18 protein-coding genes are annotated in these 19,262 nt (G+C 54.6%); 7 read left to right on the plus strand and 11 right to left on the minus strand.

The window, feature by feature from the left end:
* Both J4E70_RS11130 and J4E70_RS11135 read right to left on the minus strand, forming a co-directional pair.
* Positions 1-1,047, minus strand: coding sequence for an MBL fold metallo-hydrolase (locus J4E70_RS11130; RefSeq protein ID WP_213889395.1), 1,047 nt, complete (start codon positions 1,045-1,047; stop codon positions 1-3).
* Positions 1,044-2,759: an acyl-CoA dehydrogenase family protein gene (locus J4E70_RS11135; protein WP_213889396.1), complete on the minus strand. Its 1,716-nt coding sequence runs from the start codon at positions 2,757-2,759 to the stop codon at positions 1,044-1,046. Before J4E70_RS11135 ends, J4E70_RS11130 begins: the two co-directional genes overlap by 4 nt.
* Before the next feature lie 125 nt (positions 2,760-2,884).
* Between J4E70_RS11135 and J4E70_RS11140 the strand changes: the two genes are divergently transcribed.
* Entirely contained in the window at positions 2,885-3,832 is a 948-nt protein-coding gene (locus J4E70_RS11140) for an L-threonylcarbamoyladenylate synthase (protein ID WP_377609648.1), read from the plus strand.
* A 66-nt stretch (positions 3,833-3,898) separates the two neighbouring features.
* On the opposite strand, the gene J4E70_RS11145 is transcribed toward J4E70_RS11140, so the two are convergent.
* A complete protein-coding gene (locus J4E70_RS11145) occupies positions 3,899-4,456 on the minus strand; it encodes a YqgE/AlgH family protein (protein WP_213889397.1) in 558 nt (185 codons plus the stop codon).
* A gap of 147 nt (positions 4,457-4,603) precedes the next feature.
* Between J4E70_RS11145 and J4E70_RS11150 the strand changes: the two genes are divergently transcribed.
* A complete protein-coding gene (locus tag J4E70_RS11150; RefSeq protein WP_213889401.1) occupies positions 4,604-5,404 on the plus strand; it encodes a protein-disulfide reductase DsbD domain-containing protein in 801 nt (266 codons plus the stop codon).
* Here J4E70_RS11150 and J4E70_RS11155 read toward each other — a convergent pair.
* From J4E70_RS11155 to J4E70_RS11175, 5 genes are all read right to left on the minus strand, one after another.
* Entirely contained in the window at positions 5,401-8,805 is a 3,405-nt protein-coding gene (locus J4E70_RS11155) for an efflux RND transporter permease subunit (RefSeq protein WP_213889403.1), read from the minus strand. The two genes, J4E70_RS11150 and J4E70_RS11155, sit on opposite strands and share 4 nt — an antisense overlap.
* Position 8,806: 1 nt before the next feature.
* Entirely contained in the window at positions 8,807-10,264 is a 1,458-nt protein-coding gene (locus J4E70_RS11160) for an efflux RND transporter periplasmic adaptor subunit (protein ID WP_213889405.1), read from the minus strand.
* Between the two features lie 81 nt (positions 10,265-10,345).
* Complete coding sequence (gene moaB / locus J4E70_RS11165; RefSeq protein ID WP_213889407.1) at positions 10,346-10,879, minus strand: molybdenum cofactor biosynthesis protein B; 534 nt, start codon at positions 10,877-10,879, stop codon at positions 10,346-10,348.
* A gap of 8 nt (positions 10,880-10,887) precedes the next feature.
* Positions 10,888-11,502, minus strand: coding sequence for a LysE family translocator (locus tag J4E70_RS11170; RefSeq protein WP_213889409.1), 615 nt, complete (start codon positions 11,500-11,502; stop codon positions 10,888-10,890).
* On the minus strand, positions 11,495-12,280 hold the full coding sequence (locus J4E70_RS11175) for a uracil-DNA glycosylase (protein ID WP_213889410.1): 786 nt from the start codon (positions 12,278-12,280) through the stop codon (positions 11,495-11,497). The genes J4E70_RS11170 and J4E70_RS11175 overlap by 8 nt, the downstream gene beginning before the upstream one ends.
* A gap of 161 nt (positions 12,281-12,441) precedes the next feature.
* Here J4E70_RS11175 and J4E70_RS11180 point away from each other — a divergent pair, with 161 nt between their 5' ends.
* Genes J4E70_RS11180 through J4E70_RS11195 form a run of 4 tightly spaced genes read left to right on the plus strand, consistent with a single transcriptional unit; the run spans position 12,442 to position 15,560 of the window.
* Positions 12,442-13,395: an aspartate carbamoyltransferase catalytic subunit gene (locus tag J4E70_RS11180; protein ID WP_213889412.1), complete on the plus strand. Its 954-nt coding sequence runs from the start codon at positions 12,442-12,444 to the stop codon at positions 13,393-13,395.
* A complete protein-coding gene (pyrC, locus tag J4E70_RS11185) occupies positions 13,392-14,684 on the plus strand; it encodes a dihydroorotase (protein WP_213889413.1) in 1,293 nt (430 codons plus the stop codon). The genes J4E70_RS11180 and pyrC overlap by 4 nt, the downstream gene beginning before the upstream one ends.
* A 3-nt stretch (positions 14,685-14,687) precedes the next feature.
* Positions 14,688-15,296 (plus strand): glycerol-3-phosphate 1-O-acyltransferase PlsY, encoded by a 609-nt coding sequence (plsY, locus tag J4E70_RS11190; RefSeq protein ID WP_213889414.1) that lies wholly within the window; start codon positions 14,688-14,690, stop codon positions 15,294-15,296.
* 3 nt (positions 15,297-15,299) lie between these two features.
* Positions 15,300-15,560 carry a hypothetical protein gene (locus J4E70_RS11195; RefSeq protein WP_213889415.1) on the plus strand — a complete coding sequence of 87 codons (261 nt, stop codon included), beginning with the start codon at positions 15,300-15,302 and terminating at the stop codon, positions 15,558-15,560.
* A gap of 14 nt (positions 15,561-15,574) precedes the next feature.
* Here the strand turns inward: J4E70_RS11195 and J4E70_RS11200 are convergent, their stop codons facing one another.
* The 3 genes from J4E70_RS11200 to J4E70_RS11210 all read right to left on the minus strand — a co-directional run bounded on the left by J4E70_RS11200 (position 15,575) and on the right by J4E70_RS11210 (position 18,260).
* Entirely contained in the window at positions 15,575-16,945 is a 1,371-nt protein-coding gene (locus J4E70_RS11200; RefSeq protein ID WP_213889416.1) for a glutamate--cysteine ligase, read from the minus strand.
* Positions 16,946-17,022: 77 nt separating this feature from the next.
* Positions 17,023-17,538: a hypothetical protein gene (locus J4E70_RS11205; protein WP_213889418.1), complete on the minus strand. Its 516-nt coding sequence runs from the start codon at positions 17,536-17,538 to the stop codon at positions 17,023-17,025.
* On the minus strand, positions 17,535-18,260 hold the full coding sequence (locus J4E70_RS11210; RefSeq protein WP_213889419.1) for a 16S rRNA (uracil(1498)-N(3))-methyltransferase: 726 nt from the start codon (positions 18,258-18,260) through the stop codon (positions 17,535-17,537). The genes J4E70_RS11205 and J4E70_RS11210 overlap by 4 nt, the downstream gene beginning before the upstream one ends.
* Before the next feature lie 12 nt (positions 18,261-18,272).
* Between J4E70_RS11210 and ubiA the strand changes: the two genes are divergently transcribed.
* Positions 18,273-19,253 (plus strand): 4-hydroxybenzoate octaprenyltransferase, encoded by a 981-nt coding sequence (gene ubiA, locus J4E70_RS11215; RefSeq protein WP_246531707.1) that lies wholly within the window; start codon positions 18,273-18,275, stop codon positions 19,251-19,253.
* Positions 19,254-19,262 lie beyond the last annotated feature (9 nt).

Below are 19,262 nucleotides of genomic sequence, written 5' to 3' on the forward strand. Positions count from 1 at the left end.
TCATCCCCCTACGTAGTAAAGCCAAGCACCGTCTTCGCGCCGCCGACGCGCAATTTTATCAAGTTGGTACAGATGAGAGACGTGCGCCTTTGCCTCGACCAGTGCAAGCCCGTATTCACCTTCACCAATTTCCCGCTTAAACAGAGGTGCGAAACATTCGCCCGCTGTTCGCGGTGTTTCAAGGTGCGCCATCAGCCGGTTCAACGCGCCATGGTGGTTATCAATCAGTTGCCGCATTCGGGTTGGCAAACCCGTAAATGGCAGATTATGGCCCGCCAACACCAAGTGGTCAGGCCGCGCAAGTGTTTGAAGACGTTCGCAAGCTTCAAGCCAGTCAGCTAACGGATCAGCGCCAGGCTCTGTTGCATAGACGCCTACATTTGGCGAGATTGACGCAATGATCTGATCGCCAGAAATCACCAAATTGTCATCGCGTGACCAGAAAGTTGCATGCTCTGGCGCGTGCCCGTTCCCAATATGAACGTCCCAGTCACGTCCGCCGATTCGCATGACATCACCTTGCTTGATGCGGTTAAACCCCAATGGCATGGGCGCGACGATATCAGCGAAATTGAAGGGTCGTTCCGTAGCACGGTTTTCCAGCACGTCCGCATCCATACCGCATGATCGCCAAAAGTTCAGCGTTTCTTCGGTCGGCACCGCCTGTTCATCCAGCATAAGCATTCGCGCGAACAGCCAGGCAGTACGTGTCGTCCATAGTTCAGCCCCCTGTGCGGCCTGAAACCACCCGGCCAATCCCACATGGTCTGGGTGATGATGTGTGACGATCACCCTACTGACGGGCTTGCCACCAAGTGGGCCAGCCAGCAGTTTTTCCCAGACCGCGCGTGTGCGGCGTGAGTCAAAACCAGTGTCGATGACCGTCCAGCTTTCACCTTCATCCAGCGCATAAACATTCACATGATCCAGTTTCATTGGAAGCGGCAGCCGCATCCAAAGCACACCATCAGCGACCTCTACCGCATCTCCTTCGACGGGAGGCGATGTATGGGGATAGCGGAGAGGCGTCTCTGCGCCGTCCATCATGCGCCCAATTCATCCAGCGAGAGCGCGTAGAGTCCGCGCGCGCCTTCGCGTACATGCGTCAGCTGAGCAGCATATTCCGGTAGCAGCCGTTTGATGTAGAAACGCGCAAGATGGGTACGTGGGCCACTCCCGCCTTCTGCCTTTGCGGCTTTCAGGTGGAAATGCGCGCCCAAAACCCGTGCGAACGCGCGCAAGTAAGGCACAGCACCGGCAAAACGTTCATTAAGATCTTCCTGTGAAACCAACCATTCCGTCGTCTCGCGCAGGGTTTCTGCCGCAGACCAAAGCGCTTCGCTCATATTCGGGAACAATTCCCGCTCTGCTTCGGCAGCCATTTCGACTTCTTCCAACAAACGAAATGCGGCGTCGCCGCCGTCCATCAGCTTTCTGGCGACCAGATCCATCGCCTGAATACCGTTTGTCCCTTCGTAGATAGCAGTCACACGCACATCGCGTGAAAACTGCGCAGCACCTGTTTCCTCAATAAAGCCCATACCGCCATGTACCTGAACCCCCATATGCGCGACCTCGTTGCCGATATCGGTACCATGCGCTTTGGCAATTGGCGTAATTAGCGCCGCGCGTGCCAGCCAGTCTGAATCACCTGTTGCGCGCGCCATATCAATCGCGACAGCGCAGGACAGTGCGATAGAGCGTGCCGCAAAAACCTCGGCCTTCATTGTGGTCAACATCCGGCGCACATCGGCGTGATCAGCAATGGTGCCGCCGCCTTCTACCGGCGTACTACCCTGTTTTCTTTCAAGCGCATAACCAAGCGCCTGCTGATAGGCACCTTCGGCTGAACCAATCCCCTGTCCGCCAACGCCCAGACGCGCATTGTTCATCATTGTGAACATGGCTTTCATGCCCTGATGTGGTTCTCCCACGAGCCAACCAGTTGCGCCATCGAATTGCATTACCGCTGTGGGGGATCCGTGCAGCCCCAGTTTATGTTCGAGCGACACAACACTCAGGCTGTTGGCGACACCGGGTTCACCGTCAGTATCTGGGATATATTTGGGGACCATGAACAGGCTGATACCCTTTGTGCCAGCAGCACCATCCGGCAAACGGGCCAACACAAGGTGGCAGACATTCGCGCTGAAATCATTGTCAGCCCAGCTGATATAGATTTTCTGGCCCGTAACAGCAAAAGTGCCGTCACCATTTGACTCTGCCTTTGACCGCAATGCACCAACATCTGAACCTGCTTGTGACTCGGTCAGGTTCATCGTTCCGCACCATTCACCACTGATAAGTTTCGGCAGGTAGATCGCCTTGATCTCTTCACTCGCGTGGTGTTCCAGCGCTTCGATCTGGCCCTGACTCATGAGCGGATTCAGCTGCAGCGCCAGACATGCGCCAGCCATCATCTCATTCACGGCTGTTGTGAGGGTCATTGGCAAACCCATCCCCCCGCTTTCCGCGCTTGCAGAGATTCCGATCCAGCCTCCTTCAGCAATAGCACGATACCCCTCGGCAAAACCCGGAGACGTACGAACAACACCGTTTTCCAGAACTGCCGGATGCAAATCCCCGTTGCGTTGTAGTGGCGAGAGGACTTCGCTACACATCCGCCCGGCTTCTGACAGAATCGCAGATGTCATATCCGGGGTGGCCTCGGCAAACAAATCTATTTTTGCGACCTGATCAAACTCCACCACGTGGTCAAAAATATACTGAAACTCATCCACCGGTGCGCGATAGGCCATCGTGTTCCCTTTCCAAAACCGCCTTATTGTGGTCAAAACAGCGGCAACAGTAAAAAATTCTTCGCGGCCCAAGTTAAACGACGGCCCCCGTACAGCAACATTGACGCAGCGTCACAGGGCAGACAGTGATCGAAACCAAAACTCTTTCCGTAACTCCGCCAGACCTCAAAGAAGCGGCTGAGATCCTTCATAACGGAGGGCTTGTCGCCTTTCCAACCGAAACTGTCTACGGTCTGGGGGCCGATGCCTGCAGTAACCGCGCTGTTGCACGGATTTTTCAAGCAAAGGGAAGGCCAAGTTTCAACCCGTTGATTGCCCATGTTGCTGACATCCGGATGGCGCGTGCTTTCGCGCATTTCGATGATATCGCTCTTCGACTTGCCGCTGCATTTTGGCCGGGGCCTCTGACACTTGTGCTTCCGTTGCGCGAAAACTCTGGCATGTCTCCTCTCGCCTCTGCAGGGCTCAACACGATAGGTCTGCGTGTACCGGAACACCGTGCTGCGCAAATGCTCCTTGAAGAGTTCGGTGGCCCTATTGCTGCGCCTTCAGCGAACCGTTCAGGCCAAATCAGCCCGACGACTGCGGCGCATGTTCTGGCTGGGCTTACCGGACGTATTGAGGCGGTGCTGGATGACGGCCCTTGCCCTGTCGGTCTTGAATCCACAATCATTGGGTTTGAGGGCGGCGCAACCTTACTGCGCGCAGGGGGGTTACCGATGGAAGTCATCGAATCCTGCCTTGGTAAGCCGCTGCGGTTTATCTCGAAAACTGACCCGGTCACGGCACCGGGACAGCTTGCATCCCATTACGCGCCAAACGCGCGAGTCCGCCTGAATGCAACGACTAAGAATGAGGGCGAAATGCTGCTTGGTTTCGGGTCGGTCGAGGGTGCTGATTTAAACCTTTCACCCAGCCACGATATGGTAGAAGCCGCTGCAAACCTGTTTGGCTACCTTCACCAACTTGACGCAATGGGCGCAAAGACAATCGCAGTCTCAACCATTCCTGATACCGGGCTTGGCCGTGCAATTAATGACCGCCTGCGCCGCGCAGCAGCACCTCGCTCATAAAGGGCAATGAAACCTCTTAGCCTTAAAAATGCCCTTGCTATTAGTAGAACGATCTAGCGCTTAAGTTTAAGCCCGCCCGGCCGTTGCCGACAAAAGCAGGGGATCAACTCCCAACGTTTTTAACGCTGCTTCCCATTTGCTCCGATTGCTCTTGGCAAAAACAACTTCGGGACTGGCATCACAGGTTAGCCAGCCGTTTTGGCCAATTTCCGCCTCCAACTGACCCGGCCCCCAGCCAGCATATCCAAGCGCCAGAAGAACACGCTCTGGCCCTTGGCCTTGCGCAAGATCTTCCAGAACATCCAACGTAGCTGTCATTGCGAAACAGTCATCAATTTGCATCGTCGTTTCTTTTGTTCCGTATTCCGAAGAATGCAGCACAAAGCCGCGGCCAATTTCAACCGGGCCTCCAAAATGGACGTCGGGAACAACGATGCCGGGAACGATATTGATCGAAAGCTGTTTTAGAAGTTCATCAAACTTCATTTCAACCGACGGCTTGTTTACGATAAGCCCCATGGACCCCGCGTCAGAATGTGCGCATAGAAATACAACAGATTTCTCGAATCTGGTATCACCCATGCCCGGCATGGCCACCAGAAGCTTACCGCTCAGATTCGTCATGTCGCCTGATGCTTCCATGGCTTAAGCATGGCCGCTCTTTGGCTTGTTCGCAAGGTCAAGAACGCCACAGTCACAACCTATCTCCCAAATGTGATTTTCTATCCCGTGTGGCTCGTCTATTGTCTTTGCATGATTAAGAATTTCCTCATGAACGCGGTCTTGGCTGGCGTTTTCATGGTACCGTTGTCTGTACCAGCGTCGGCGCAGGTCGCAGATGGGGTTGTCACGATTGATGTGTTGCCCGGGTGGCGAACGGAGAATAACACGCATATGACCGCGCTGCGCGTTCGTCTTGCCGAAGGATGGAAAACCTATTGGCGCGCACCTGGAGATTCTGGGATTCCTCCACGGTTTGACTGGACCGGCTCAAGAAACATTGGTTCTGTCGAGCTTCACTGGCCAAGGCCATCCGTGTTTGACACGAACGGGCTTCGCACGATCGGATACATTAATGAAGTTGTGATCCCACTGGAGTTCACACCGAACCGCGCAAACGCATCTATTCTGATACGCGGCAAGGTGGAACTTGGTGTATGCGCATCTGTTTGCGTGCCGGTAACGTTGCGTCTGAATGCGGAACTTGGAAATGATTTGACAGAAAGCGACCCGGTCATTCGGCTTGCGCTAAACCAACAACCAACCAGCGCTGTGCAAGCGCAGGTCAGTTCCGTTCTTTGTCAGGTCGAACCCATTGAAGACGGGCTGCGCGTGACGGCGAGCATCACTATGCCATCGCTTGGCCGCAATGAGGTTGCGGTGTTCGAATTACCGGATCAAACGATCTGGATTAGCGAGGCGAGCGCACACCGCTCAGGCAGTGAGCTAAAAGCATCCGCAGATATGGTCCCACCAAATGCGCAACCTTTTTCGCTTAACAGGTCCGACGTGCGGATAACGGTTTTGGGGGCGGATCGCGCTGTGGATATTCAGGGCTGCCATGGCGGCTAGCTCTTTTCCAAACGACCAAGGCGTAAAAATAGAGCACCGCATATAAAGGCGAATATTACTATTGCCGCAGTTGAAATTACAAAAAGCAGAAAGCCGACAGAGAGAGCTGATATATTTTGAAGAACCGGCAAGGCGCCAAGCAATGCATTCGGCAAGGTTCCCGTGAAGGCGGCAGTTCCTAAAGTGAAAACAAAAATCCCTAAAGTTACCAGACCTGCCAGCGCTGTAATCAGCCAAACCCGGCCCGAACGGGCGGGCAGGCTAAGTGCACGACGAAAACCGTTTAACTGACGCGTAACGTCCAACTGCATGGCCAGCAAAGCAGGGACAATCAACAACACAATTAACATCCCGAATCCCAGGCCGTAGACAAGCGTTATAACGGTTGGTTTCAGAAACTGCGCCTGAACGGACCTCTCATAGAGCAATGGTGTCAGCCCGAGCACCGTTGTCATTGTGGTCAACAAAACCGGGCGTAAACGATCTGCAGTGCCATCGATAATCGCCGGAATGAGCCCCCGTTCCTTTGCATAGTCATCGATCGTTGTGACCAGAACGATGGAATCATTGATGACGATACCTGTCATACCAATCAGGCCGACAACGCTGAACATTGATAGCGGCACCTCCCAGGCGACGTGTCCGTAGATCGCACCAACCATCCCAAAAGGCACGATTGCGATAACAACGACAGGCCGTGTCCAGCTCGAAAAAATCCAGGCGAGCGTGAGATAGATACCGATCAGGCAGAGAAAAAAGCCAAATGCTGCATCACTTAAAAAATCATTTTCCTGCTCGGCCAAACCAGACATTTTGAACGACACGCGATATTCGCTTTCGATACGTGGCAGTATCTCGTTCTCCAGTTCGGCCATGATCGCCTCGGCACGCGCCGGGTCGTCCTCGGAAATATCTCCTGTAACTGAGACCAGACGGAGGCCATTCTCGCGGCGTATCGTTGAAAAACCGCTGCGCCTTGTGACCGTCACAATATCCGACAGGGGAACATATTCTCCTTCAGCTGTTCGCATTTGACTGCGATCAAGAAAATCAGCGGTCAACTCGCCTTCGGGTAATTCAACCCGAACTTCAGCGGTGCGTGGACCATCGGGGTAAGTCGCGGCCTCAATCCCCCCCAGCCTATTGCGCAACACGCGCCCCAACCCGTCAATTGTGAACCCAAGAGCCTGACCCTGTGGTGTAAGCTCGAGGATCAGTTCTACTTTGTCATAGGCCAGTGAATCCTGAACGGCTGATACCTCCGGATAAGGAATAAGGGCAGTTTTCAATGCCTCGGCTGCCGCCTTCAATGTCGCCGAATCCGCGCCGTAAAACTCTACATCAAGCGCATCGCCGCCGGGGCCAGAATGCCAGCGCCTGAAACTAACCGTCTCTGCCAGAGGGTGCTGGCGAACCAGATCCTGCAATTCGGCGACAAAACTGAAGGCTGAATAGGGGCGCAGATCCGCGTCGATCAATTCGATCGCGATCGACCCCAACAAAATCGGATCTTTCGCGGATGCCCCTGACAGCCCGCGTCCCGTGTTGCCGCCAATTTCCGCAACAACATATTTTAATGGGTTCTCCCCGTATTGTTCTTCATAGAGCTTGCCAATTTCTTCGGTTGCGCGCTGCATCTCGCGCATCATAGCGAGCGAGTCCTCACGCTTAGCGCCTGGCACCATCGCAAAATTCCCGGAAACAGACGAACGTTCCGGCGCATTGAAAAAACGCCATTGCAGATCACCACGAACAAAAATCGAAACCTGACTGGAAAGGACAACCAACACCCCGGCGAACACCGGGTAACGCGCCCAAACCACAAAACGCATCAGAGGGCGAAACAGCTTGTCGCGCACCTTCGAAAACCCCCGATTCACAATGCGGTTTGGCCAGTCATACCAATGTTGTTTTGCTGAATGGGCCAGCGCATGGCTCATATGGTTTGGTAAAACCAGAAAACATTCCACGAGCGAAGCAAGCAACACAACAATCACGGTAAACGGAATATCGGCAATCAGGTCCCCAAACCGCCCGCCAATTGCAACCAGTCCGAAAAACGCAATCACAGTCGTAATTGTTGCTGAAAACACCGGAGCAGCCATGCGGCGCGCCGCATTTTCAGCCGCTTCAACAGGTCCTTCTCCAAGCCGCCGCGCGCGAAAATCTGCGTGTTCGCCAACAACAATGGCGTCATCCACCACAATCCCCAATGTGATAATCAACGCAAACAGCGAAACCATGTTGATCGTCAATCCAAAAGCATACATCAGCGCGATCGTCGCCAGCATTGAAACCGGAATGCCAGCCGCAACCCAAAATGCTGTGCGCGCGTTCAGGAACAGAAACAGCAAAGCAACCACAAGCCCCAGCCCGACAAGCCCGTTATCAAGCAGCAAATTCAGGCGACTCGTTATCGCCGCTGCACGTGTTCGGATCAAATCTATTGAAACGTTTTCCGGCAGGGTTGCACGCAAGTCGGCGGCAACCTCTTCCACCTGTTTCTGAATTCGGATGGCATCGCCCTGTCCCGACCGATCAACACGCACCGAAATTGCCGGGTTGGCACCAACGTAATAGGCCCTGTCCCGGTCAATCCCTTCAACAATAACACGGCCAACATCCCCGACCGTAAGATGCGACCCATCAGGGTTGGAGCGCAAAGATATGGCTGAAATCTGATCCGCACGCCTTTTTTCTATGCCCGTCCGCACACGCGCATTTGCGCCAGATACGTCTCCTGCGGGATCGGAAGAAACCTCTGCGTTAATCGTCGCCGCGATTTCTGCCATTGTGACATCGTTCTTGATCAACGCCGCAGAAGGCACTTCTACAATCGTTTGCGGGGCTGCCACACCTCTGATGGTGGTCCGCGTCACACCCTCGGCAAACAACCGGGTGACAAATTCATCCGCGAACCGACCCAACTGATCCACCGCAACAGGACCAGTTATCACAACATCAGTTACCCTGTCCCACCATGCTCCGCGCCTGACCTTTGGTTCTTCTGCGTCTTCCGGCAATGTGTCGACTGCGTCAACCGCCGCTTGCACCTCATCTGCGGCGCGCGCCATGTCCCATTCCGGTTCAAAATCGAGCGAAATACTCGCCCGGCCTTCGCTTGATGTCGCAGAAGAGCTTTCGACGCCCTCGACAGCCAGCAAAGCCGACTCCAGAACCTGCACAATTGCAGCGTCCACATCTTCGGCTCCGGCTCCGGTCCAGACGACCGAAACGCTTACGTTATCAATGATCACATCTGGAAAAAACTGTGCGCGCATCCGCGGCATTGCCGCCAGACCCAACCCGATCATCAGTACAAGCAACAAATTTGCGGCTGTCCGATGGCGGGTAAAGTAGCTGAGTATCCCAGCCGCCGCCGGGGGGATTTCGCGCACCATCTCAGCCCCCTATTCGCGCTTCGATGCGTTCAACAACCTGGGCAGGAACCCGTTCCTGAGCAAGCAATCCTAGAACCCGGGTTTTAGCTTCTTCCGGCATCCGGTCACTTTCGGTTACAAAAGCGACAAGCCGGGCGCGGCGCTCTTCACTGAGTTCGAGCATTTCCTGCTCCTGCGCAGTGGTAGAACCGTTACTACGGATTGGACGTACTTTTATTCCCGCGCCAAGCAAGGGTGAGCGTTCTGCAACGAGTTCGCGACCGTCAAGCATTTCACCACGAACAATCACATCGTCGCCCTGTCGTCGTAGCAATTCGACTGATGCTACTTCAAGCCTGTCTTCTGGGCCTATCAGCAACACGGTTTCAGCGGAATCCACAGCAGAGGACGGCAGCAACGCGACATCAATCAATTCAGGCTCCCGAACCTTGACTGTTACAAAGTCACCGGGCCTGAAGCCCCGCGCGTCTTTTAGGTGCGCGAACAAAAGTCGCCCGGTCTGACCTTCCCCCACGGATGCGCTTTCACGTGAGATCACACCAGAGGTCGAAAGATCGACCCCATACACATCCAGCAATACTTCTACAGGAGCGCGGTTCAATGCTCCCAGACTATCGAGAAGTCTCGTGTATTGAGTGGTCGAAACACGGAAAGACACCTCCAGCAGGTCCGGGTCCGTCAATCGTGCTATGCGTTCGTTGTTTGCAACAAGTCCACCCTGAACAACGCTGACGTCCCCCAGTGTACCTGAGAACTCTGCGAAAATTTCGGTATCTGCAAGTTCGCGCTCCGCATCCGCGAGATTAATTTTTTGCCGGCGCAGCTCCGTATCTGCCTGATCTATCCTCGCCTCTGCCTGCGCAATGGCCTGACGCCGGGACAGCAAAGATTGCTGCGCCACTGCCTCTGCGAGTTCGGCAGCCTCAACCGAAGCCTCGGTTCCTACACCACGACCGCGCAAATCACGCTGGCGTGCCAAAGCATTTTGACGCAAAACCAGTTGCGCCTCCGCTGTTTCCTGTTCATTCACGGCAAGATCATAGGAACGAGCTGCATCGCGCACCTCGGCTTCAGCTTCTAAGACGTCGGTTTGCGCACGCTGCAACTCAGATTGCGCTTCGCTCGGATCAATCCGGGCCAGCAAGGCGCCTTTTTCTACACGGCCACCCTCAACAAAATTCTCTGTCAGCTCTACGATGGTGCCGGACGCAGTTGCTCTCAAATCCAGGGTCCGGCGGCTGCGCACTTCCCCAAATGCTGTCAGGACCGGTGCGATGTTGCCGGGTTCATATCTAACGACATTTGCTGCAAAAATGCGCTCACGGTTTGGCATCGTGAAATCGTCTTCGGCCCATGAAATCAGAAGCGCATTGTAAAACATGGCACCGGCCATCGCCAAAAATCCCACTGTCACAGACAGAAGGAACAGCCCCATAAGACTACGTGCCAAAAACCGCATAGCTGTCCTTTCAGACCGGTTTACTTAGAGTATACGCAAAAATTCTGCCTTTGGCTCATAATTGTATTACGTACCAGGCAGCTATTTCCGTCGCTTATGTTCCTCTAATCTTGGAAAAATTTCCACAAAATTACACGGAGCATGGCGATAATCGAGCTGCGCGGCCAAAATTTCGTCCCAGGCATCCTTGCAGGCACCCGGACTGCCAGGCAATGCAAATAGGTATGTGCCCTGCGCTACGCCGCCTGTTGCGCGTGACTGAACGGCAGACGTGCCTATCTTTTTGTAAGACACCATGGTGAAAACGGTAGCAAAGGCCTCAATCTCTTTCTCGTAGACGTCCCGATGTGCTTCGACACTCACATCGCGCCCTGTCAAACCGGTTCCCCCTGTTGAAATAACAACATCGATTTCAGGGTTTGCACACCATTCGCGCAGTTGGTCGGCTATCTGATGCCGCTCATCCGGAAGTATCTTGCGGTCCGCAAGCTCATGCCCGGCACCGGATATCCGTCCGACCAGAACATCACCAGATCTGTCCTCTGCCAAACCACGACTATCGGAGACTGTAAGTACGGCGATCCGGACCGGGATAAATTCTTTTTCGGTTGTCATTCTTTTCTCTACTTCTCAAGCGCCAGCCGTACGGCAAGCGCACCAAAAACTGTTGCAGAGACCCAGCGCAACCCACGCTGAAAACCAACAGCGCCAGTTATACGCCCGCCAAGGCCACCCGCGAATATACCAGCTAAGGCGTTGATTACAAAGCCTCCAAGGCCAAGAACCGCCCCGAAAACAAGGAATTGGGCTAAAATGCTTCCGCGTGAGGGATCAACAAACTGCGGGATGAACGCCAATACAAACAAGATCACTTTTGGGTTTGTCAAATTCACGAGCAGCCCATCCCAAAACGCACGTTTTGCTGAAACTGCGGGTGCGCCGTTAGCCTCAAGCGGGCTTCGCAACACCTTTATGGCAAGCCACACAAGATAGGTTATTCCCATCCAGCGAATTACGTCAAAAACTGCGGGATAGGCAGAAACCAAAGCGCCAAGCCCAATACCCGCCAGCGTCACGTGTACAAATGATCCGATTGAAATACCAAAGCTCGCCGATGTGGCAGCACGCACGCCCCCCCGCAAACCCTGACCGACACAAAACATCATGTCCGCACCGGGTGTCAGGTTCAATGCGAGCGCAGCCGGGATAAACGCAAGAAGCGTTGTGAACTCAACCATCTACATCACCTCGCAAGCGCGCCTGCAAAGACAAAAGGTCGGCCCATGCTTCGCGTTTCGCTTCGGGCTTGCGTAACAGATAGGACGGGTGAACCATTGGCAATACCGGTATGCCAAACACCTCTGTCCATATCCCGCGCAAGCGGGTTATGCCTGTCTTCCCTAACAAGGTTTTGGATGAAATGTTCCCGGTCAAAACCAGAAACTCCGGGTTCACCAGCGCAATGTGACGTTCCAGAAACGGGCGCATCATTGCGATCTCCTCTGGTGTCGGGTCACGGTCTTGCGGCGGACGCCAAGGCAAGACATTGGTGATGTAGACCGAAGATTCGGGTTCTTCCGCATCGCGCGCCATGTTGATCGCTGCAAACATCCGGTCGAGCAACTGACCGGAACGGCCAACAAATGGTCGACCTTGCAGGTCCTCGTCGCGCCCCGGCGCCTCGCCAACAATCATGACCCGCGCAGCCGGATTACCGTCGGCAAACACAAGATTACGCGCACCGCGCTTCAACTCGCAAAATTCAAATGCGTCGATTTCGGTTCTCAGTTCAGGCAAATCGGTCGCCCGCATCGCCGCGGCTTTTGCTATTTCAACAGGGTTAGGCGCTTCTAAAACAGGCGCAGGCGCAACCTCTTCGGTTGCTTTGGGTTTCGGCGCTTCAGCCGGAACCTCATAGCGGTTCACCGGAACGTCGCCAATTGCCTCGGTCGCACCAAGTTCAACCTGCCATTCCAGCATCGCCTTTAGATGATGAAAGTCCTGAGTCTCGTTCATTGCGCCACGCTAGAGCATGATTGCGGGAAACGAAACCGCACAACGCGCTTTGAAACGTTCATTTGAGCGTGATTTGAGCGGTTCGCGGCAATGAGGCTCGCACACTCTTGCCTCGCCAAGCATGCACACCCTATAAGCAAACAAATCAGACAGAGGTCGCCATGAGTTTTCGTGCGAAGCATCTTTTAAGCATCGAGCAACTATCGCCCGAAGAAATTGAAACGATCCTGAATCTATCCGACGAATACGTCGATCTGAACAGGCGACAGGTCAAACACTCTGACGCGCTGGCGGGCCTCACCCAAATCAACATGTTTTTTGAGAACTCGACGCGCACGCAGGCGTCGTTTGAGCTGGCCGGGAAACGGCTGGGTGCAGATGTTATGAACATGGCGATGCAGGCGAGTTCGGTCAAAAAGGGCGAAACCCTGATCGATACGGCCCTGACACTGAACGCAATGCACCCCGATCTGCTGGTTGTGCGCCACCCCCATTCCGGCGCTGTGGAATTGCTTGCCTCCAAGGTGAACTGTGCGGTGTTAAATGCAGGCGACGGACGGCATGAACACCCGACACAAGCCCTGCTTGATGCGCTGACCATCAGGCGCAAAAAGGGCCGCCTGCATCGCCTCAGCATCGCGATTTGCGGGGATATCGCCCATTCCCGCGTGGCGCGTTCAAACCTGATCCTGCTTGGCAAAATGGAAAACCGGGTACGCCTCGTCGGCCCGCCAACGCTCATGCCATCACAAATCGCGGAACTGGGTGTCGAAGTTTTCGACGACATGCGCGAGGGGTTAAAAGACGTTGATGTCGTGATGATGCTGCGCCTGCAGCGCGAGCGCATGGATGGTGGGTTTATCCCGTCAGAGCGCGAGTATTATCATCGCTTCGGACTCGACGCGGAAAAGCTGAGCTACGCAAAGCAAGACGCCATCGTCATGCACCCCGGCCCGATGAACCGCGGAGTAGAGATTGACGGCCTACTGGCCGATGACATCAACCGAAGCGTTATTCAGGACCAGGTTGAAATGGGGGTAGCAGTGCGGATGGCTGCGATGGACCTTTTGGCCCGAAATCTGCGGGCAAGCAGTGATGAGGGGGTGATGGTATGAGCGACCTTTTCCTCACCAACGCCCGCCTGATTGACCCGGAAGCGGGCACCGAAACTTTCGGTGCTATTAAGATTTCGGAAGGAAAGATTGCCGAAATCTTAACGCAAGATATTGAAAAAGCTATTAAAAACTTCCCTGCCGGGAAGGTTGCGGACTGCGGCGGTCAATATCTTGCTCCCGGTATCGTCGACATTGGCGTTAAAATTGGCGAGCCGGGTGAACGGCACAAGGAAAGTTTCCGCACGGCTGGTGCGGCGGCGGCGGCAGGTGGCATAACAACGATGATCACGCGCCCCGATACAACCCCGGCGCTTGATACACCCGAAGCGCTTGAATTCGTTGCACGGCGCGCGAACGAAGCCGCCCCGGTTCATATCCTTCCCATGGCAGCGCTCACCAAAGGACGTGAAGGCCGCGAGATGGTCGAAATCGGTTTCCTGCACGACGCTGGTGCCGTTGCCTTTACCGATTGTGACCGTGTTGTCGAAAGCCCAAAGGTGTTTTCACGCTGTCTGACTTATGCGCGCAGCCTTGGTGCCTTGGTGATGGCACATCCGCAAGACCCCGGACTGTCTAAAGGGGCGGCTGTTACATCCGGTAAATTCGCCTCACTCAAAGGATTGCCTGCCGTGTCACCTATGGCGGAACGCATGGGGCTGGAGCGTGACCTTGCATTGGTTGAAATGACGGGCGCGCGTTACCACGCTGACTGCATTTCAACCGCAGGCGCCCTGCCCGCGTTGCAACGCGCCAAGGACGCAGGTCTTGATGTTACCGCTGGCGTGTCAATTCACCACCTGACACTGAATGAATTCGACGTGGGTGACTACCGTAGTTTCTTTAAGGTTAAACCGCCACTTCGATCCGAAGATGACCGGTTTGCAACCGTCGCTGCCGTTGCCAGTGGGTTGATCGACGTGATCTCATCCTTCCACACACCGCAGGACGAGGAAAGCAAACGCCTGCCCTATGAAGAAGCAGCAAGTGGTGCCGTTGCGCTGGAAACCTTGTTGCCTGCAGCACTCCGGCTTGTGCATGCGGGTGCGATCGATTTGCCGACACTTTGGCGCGCGTTGTCGCTGAACCCGGCGCGCCGTCTTGGGCTTGATGCCGGACGTCTGGCGGTTGGAGCGCCCGCAGACCTTGTTTTGTTTGACCCAAACACACCTTTTGTGCTGGATCGTTTCAAACTGCGTTCGAAATCAAAGAATACACCCTTTGACGAACAGCGGATGCAGGGCAAAGTATTAAAAACCTTTGTCGGCGGTATCGAAGTTTTTGGAGCCTAGGCTATGCCAGCGATTGTAAATTCCCTTCAAATGCTCATCCTCGCTGGTGTGCTTGGCTATTTGCTTGGCTCTGTTCCTTTCGGCATGGTGGTTGCCCGCGTCATGGGGCTGGGCAATCTGCGCGACATTGGGTCTGGTAATATTGGCGCAACAAACGTGCTGCGCACAGGTAACAAGCTCGCCGCGTTTCTGACGCTTGTATTTGATGCTGGTAAAGGTGCTGTTGCCGTGCTGGTCGCGCGTGCGCTGCTGGGCGAGGACGCTGCACAACTCGCCGGGGTCTGCGCCTTTCTCGGCCACTTGTTCCCGGTCTGGTTGGGTTTTAAAGGTGGCAAAGGCGTAGCGACATTCCTTGGTATACTGCTTGCGCTTAACTTCTTTGTGGGTTTGGCCTGCTGTGCCACATGGCTGGTCGTGGCTTTGGTGTTTCGTTATTCCTCGCTCGCCGCGCTTCTGGCTGCGGGCATATCACCTTTCTGGATGATGTATTTTTTCTACGGCCAAGCCATCCTGTTGGGTCTTCTGTTGTCCATTCTGGTTTACGCGCGCCACTGGGCAAACATCAAACGTCTGCGTGCAGGGACCGAACCCAGAATAGGCCATAAGAGCTAGGCCATGAAGGCGTTTCTTGCTGCGTTTGATGCGCTGCCGTTCGGCACCCATCAGGGGCGTTATCAGAACCGTCCCTATGTTCTGACGAAATCGCGATTTGCCGGGGGACGCAGCCAAAAACTTATTGCAGAAGAATTGGGTGGCCCGGACTATATTAGCCTCAACCTATATCAACTATCCTCTGGAAAATCGCTGCTAAAGCCCTGCGAAATGCCAGAGGAAAAAGTAATATCATTTGTCAGGGATGTCATCGTTTCAAAATGAAACCCCAAGCCGTGTTAGTAGCTGTATTCTGCAAAAATTCGGTTCAGGTCACCACCCCAGGCTCCGTGGTATTTTTCTAACAACTCATCAGCCGGGGTCTGCCCGGTTTCAATACTGTCTTTAAGCGCGTTGAGGAAATGTGTCTCATCCGGGATCAGCCCGTCAGCACCGGGGCGTGCGCGTGCTTTTAACCCAGCCTCTGCGATTTCGACCGCCTGTGCAGCGAGATCCTGCATTTTAAGACCATTGACCTCTGCCTGAAGTGCATCTTCCGAGGCCGCAATGCGCAGCCCTTCACGGGTTTCCGCGTCCCAGCCTTTGACCATATCCCAGGCCGCATCAAGCGAGGATTGGTCGTACAACAGACCAACCCAGAATGCCGGAAGAGCGCACAGCCTGCGCCAAGGGCCACCATCCGCACCGCGCATTTCGATGAACTGTTTCACACGCGCCTCTGGAAAGGCCGTTGTCAGATGATCCGCCCAATCGCTAAGCGTTGGGGTTTCGCCGGGAAGAGCCGGAAGTTTGCCTTGCAGAAAATCCCGGAAAGACTGGCCCAGCGCGTCAATATATTTCCCGTCGCGATAGACGAAATACATCGGCACATCGAGCGCATATTGCACCCAGCGCTCAAACCCCATGCCATCCTCAAAAACAAAGGGCAGCATGCCGGTGCGCGCATTATCAAGCCCGCGCCACACACGGCTACGCCAGCTTTTGTGGCCATTGGGCTTGCCTTCAAAGAACGGTGAATTGGCAAACAAGGCGGTTGCAACAGGCTGCAACGCCAGTGCCACGCGTAATTTCTGAACCATGTCCGCTTCAGATGAAAAATCGAGGTTCACCTGCACGGTACAGGTTCTGTACATCATCTGTGTTCCGTGGGTGCCGACACGGCCCATGTATTCCGTCATCAGCTTGTAACGCCCTTTGGGCATCTGTGGCATTTCTTCATGTGTCCAGGTCGGTGCAGCACCGAGGCCAATAAACCCAACGCCAACCTTGTCTGAAATCGCTTTCACGTCACGAAGATGAGCGTTCACCTCGTCACAGGTTTCATGAATCGTCTCAAGTGGTGCACCGGACAATTCCAACTGGCCACCCGGCTCCAGTGAAACATTTGCGCCGTTCTTCTCAAGGCCAATCAGCTTGTCACCTTCCAGAACCGGTGCCCAGCCAAAGCTATCACGCAACCCTTCAAGAACAGCCAGGATGGAACGCTGGCCTTCGTATGGCAGTGGTTTCAGTGTATCTTTGCAATAGCCGAATTTTTCGTGCTCGGTGCCAATTCGCCAGTCTTCTTTCGGTTTGCACCCTTTAGACAACAACTCTGCAAGCTGTTCGTGGCTCTCAATTGGGCCACCACCGGATTGAGGGATCGACATGGGCAGTTTCCTTCCATTTCGTCGGCCGCAAAGGGCGCGATTCAGTTCCCTAGCGCTAGACTTTCACGCGGGGAGGTTCAATCACCTTTTTCCCAAACAAGAAACCGTTCACGAGTTGTTGTAAGGCAGGCGTCGACAACATTTTTTGAATTTACCCCAGAAAACGCAGAAAGCGCATCTATGATTTCCTCGCCTTCTGCAGCAGAGGCAGGAATGCGCACAGGTGGATTGCCTTCCAAATGGAAAATCCAGAACAGGTCGTCAAAGGAAGGGCCGCCTTCAGTTGTTTCGATCTCGATTTTTTTAACCTCATCAAATGAAAAGCTCCGGCCACCTTCCGGGCCAAAGTAGGTCATACGCCTCTCTATGATTTCGACAACACCAGGCCCACCGTGTGGAACGCGAAATCGCACCCTGATCGCGCCTGTTAAAACCAGTAACACCCCTACGATAGCCGCCGCAGCCCCAAGCCACGCCAATACACCAAAACTCCGCAGGAAAACCCACAGTCCAAGCGCAAATACAGCAAGCCCGATGAGTACGTCACGCCATTGCCAAAGCAAGGCTCGAGCTTCTGGGCGAATGAAGTTCATTTCCAGTCTCCAAGTGTAGATTGCCACAGCGCAAGCGCCGCGACCGCGGCGGTGTCTGCCCTCAAAACACGCGGACCCAGGCTGATCGGAACGACAAATGGCAGGCTGTTCAGCCGAGCACGTTCTTTTTCCGAAAAGCCACCTTCGGGGCCAATCAGAATCGCCCATTTTTCACATTCTACGGCACTCAGCACTTCTCTCGCACCAACAAGGGATTCATCGCAGAAAACAAGTTTTCGGTCTTCCGGCCAGTTGGACAGAACCGAATCCAGTTTTTGCAGCTCCGCAACCCCGGGCACAAATGTACCGCCGCATTGTTCCGCCGCCTCAACCGCATGGGCTTGCAGACGATCCCGCCGCACGCGTTCGGAATTCGTGAATTGTGTCTGTACCGGGCAAATCTTCGACACCCCCATTTCTGCCGCTTTTTCAACGATGAAGTCGGTGCGCGCCTTTTTGATCGGCGCGAACAAAAGCCAGAGATCAGGCGGCATTTGCAGCGGCTTCGTCTGCTCTGCGCATTTTAACACGCCACGGCGTTTTCCGGCCTCGACGACATGCGCGAGATACTCACCGTCACGGCCGTTAAACAAAGCGACGGCACCCCCAACAGCAAGCCGCATCACCCCAAAAAGGTAATGCGCCTGTGGTTGGGTCAGAGGAATGGTTTGCCCCTCCCCCAATGCCTCGTCTACATAGAGCCTGATCTTTGCACCTGTCATGAGGCGGACCTTATGCCCGAGTTTTCAGAAACGCCAGAGCCACAAACAGATACAGACACCGGTCAGGTTGCAGATGCCTATCGCGGCAATTGGGTGGATACCATGGCACCGGCATGGTCCCGGCCCTATCTGCGTCTGTCGCGTGCAGACCGGCCAATTGGCACTTGGCTCTTGCTTTTGCCATGCTGGTGGGGCGTCACGCTAGCGGCAGCAAGCGATAGCCCAGGGTTACATGATCTCTGGATTGCCGTTGGCTGTGCCATCGGCGCATTGGTGATGCGGGGCGCTGGCTGCACCTGGAATGATATTACTGACCGCAAGTTTGATGCTCAGGTTGAGCGCACGCGGTCTCGCCCGCTGCCATCAGGGCAGGTATCTGTTAAGCAGGCGCTGATTTGGATGTCGTTTCAGGCGCTTGTTGGCGCCGCAATTCTTTTCACGTTTAACTGGGCAGCCATCAAACTTGGCATTGCGTCTCTGGTTCTTGTTGCAATCTATCCATTCGCAAAACGCTTTACATGGTGGCCGCAGGTCTTTCTGGGCCTTGCGTTCAACTGGGGCGCTCTTCTTGCGTGGACAGCGCATCGGGGGCAATTGGAATGGCCCGCAGTCTGCCTTTATGCCGCTGGCATTGCCTGGACCCTGTTTTACGACACGATTTACGCCCACCAAGACAAAGAAGATGACGCCATGATCGGGGTAAAATCCACCGCGCGCCTTTTCGGGGAGAATACGCGTCGCTGGCTGCGCTGGTTTATGATGATCTCTGTCGCATTGATGGCACTCGCGATTCTTCTTGCCATGACCGAGCAGGCAAACGTCTTGAAACTTGTCATCGCGCTTGGCGGTCCCTGGGCCTTTGGATGGCATCTTGTATGGCAAATGCGCCATCTTGACATCGATCAACCCGAAAATTGTCTTCGTCTTTTTCGCGCCAACCGAAATACGGGCCTCATTCCTGTACTATTTTTCGCCGTAGCCCTCGTGGTGTGATTGAACCTA

The sequence above is a fragment of the Pseudohalocynthiibacter aestuariivivens genome (assembly GCF_018457175.1).
Classification (GTDB): Bacteria; Pseudomonadota; Alphaproteobacteria; order Rhodobacterales; family Rhodobacteraceae; genus Pseudohalocynthiibacter; species Pseudohalocynthiibacter aestuariivivens.

What these genes read in the sequence shown, in the direction of transcription:
- J4E70_RS11130 (WP_213889395.1), bottom strand. Translation starts at nt 1,047, where the DNA reads ATGATGGACGGCGCAGAGACGCCTCTCCGCTATCCCCATACATCGCCT.
- J4E70_RS11135 (WP_213889396.1), bottom strand. Translation starts at nt 2,759, where the DNA reads ATGGCCTATCGCGCACCGGTGGATGAGTTTCAGTATATTTTTGACCAC.
- J4E70_RS11145 (WP_213889397.1), bottom strand. Translation starts at nt 4,456, where the DNA reads ATGACGAATCTGAGCGGTAAGCTTCTGGTGGCCATGCCGGGCATGGGT.
- J4E70_RS11150 (WP_213889401.1), top strand. Translation starts at nt 4,604, where the DNA reads ATGAACGCGGTCTTGGCTGGCGTTTTCATGGTACCGTTGTCTGTACCA.
- J4E70_RS11155 (WP_213889403.1), bottom strand. Translation starts at nt 8,805, where the DNA reads ATGGTGCGCGAAATCCCCCCGGCGGCGGCTGGGATACTCAGCTACTTT.
- J4E70_RS11160 (WP_213889405.1), bottom strand. Translation starts at nt 10,264, where the DNA reads ATGCGGTTTTTGGCACGTAGTCTTATGGGGCTGTTCCTTCTGTCTGTG.
- moaB (WP_213889407.1), bottom strand. Translation starts at nt 10,879, where the DNA reads ATGACAACCGAAAAAGAATTTATCCCGGTCCGGATCGCCGTACTTACA.
- J4E70_RS11170 (WP_213889409.1), bottom strand. Translation starts at nt 11,502, where the DNA reads ATGGTTGAGTTCACAACGCTTCTTGCGTTTATCCCGGCTGCGCTCGCA.
- J4E70_RS11175 (WP_213889410.1), bottom strand. Translation starts at nt 12,280, where the DNA reads ATGAACGAGACTCAGGACTTTCATCATCTAAAGGCGATGCTGGAATGG.
- J4E70_RS11180 (WP_213889412.1), top strand. Translation starts at nt 12,442, where the DNA reads ATGAGTTTTCGTGCGAAGCATCTTTTAAGCATCGAGCAACTATCGCCC.
- pyrC (WP_213889413.1), top strand. Translation starts at nt 13,392, where the DNA reads ATGAGCGACCTTTTCCTCACCAACGCCCGCCTGATTGACCCGGAAGCG.
- plsY (WP_213889414.1), top strand. Translation starts at nt 14,688, where the DNA reads ATGCCAGCGATTGTAAATTCCCTTCAAATGCTCATCCTCGCTGGTGTG.
- J4E70_RS11195 (WP_213889415.1), top strand. Translation starts at nt 15,300, where the DNA reads ATGAAGGCGTTTCTTGCTGCGTTTGATGCGCTGCCGTTCGGCACCCAT.
- J4E70_RS11200 (WP_213889416.1), bottom strand. Translation starts at nt 16,945, where the DNA reads ATGTCGATCCCTCAATCCGGTGGTGGCCCAATTGAGAGCCACGAACAG.
- J4E70_RS11205 (WP_213889418.1), bottom strand. Translation starts at nt 17,538, where the DNA reads ATGAACTTCATTCGCCCAGAAGCTCGAGCCTTGCTTTGGCAATGGCGT.
- J4E70_RS11210 (WP_213889419.1), bottom strand. Translation starts at nt 18,260, where the DNA reads ATGACAGGTGCAAAGATCAGGCTCTATGTAGACGAGGCATTGGGGGAG.
- ubiA (WP_246531707.1), top strand. Translation starts at nt 18,273, where the DNA reads ATGCCCGAGTTTTCAGAAACGCCAGAGCCACAAACAGATACAGACACC.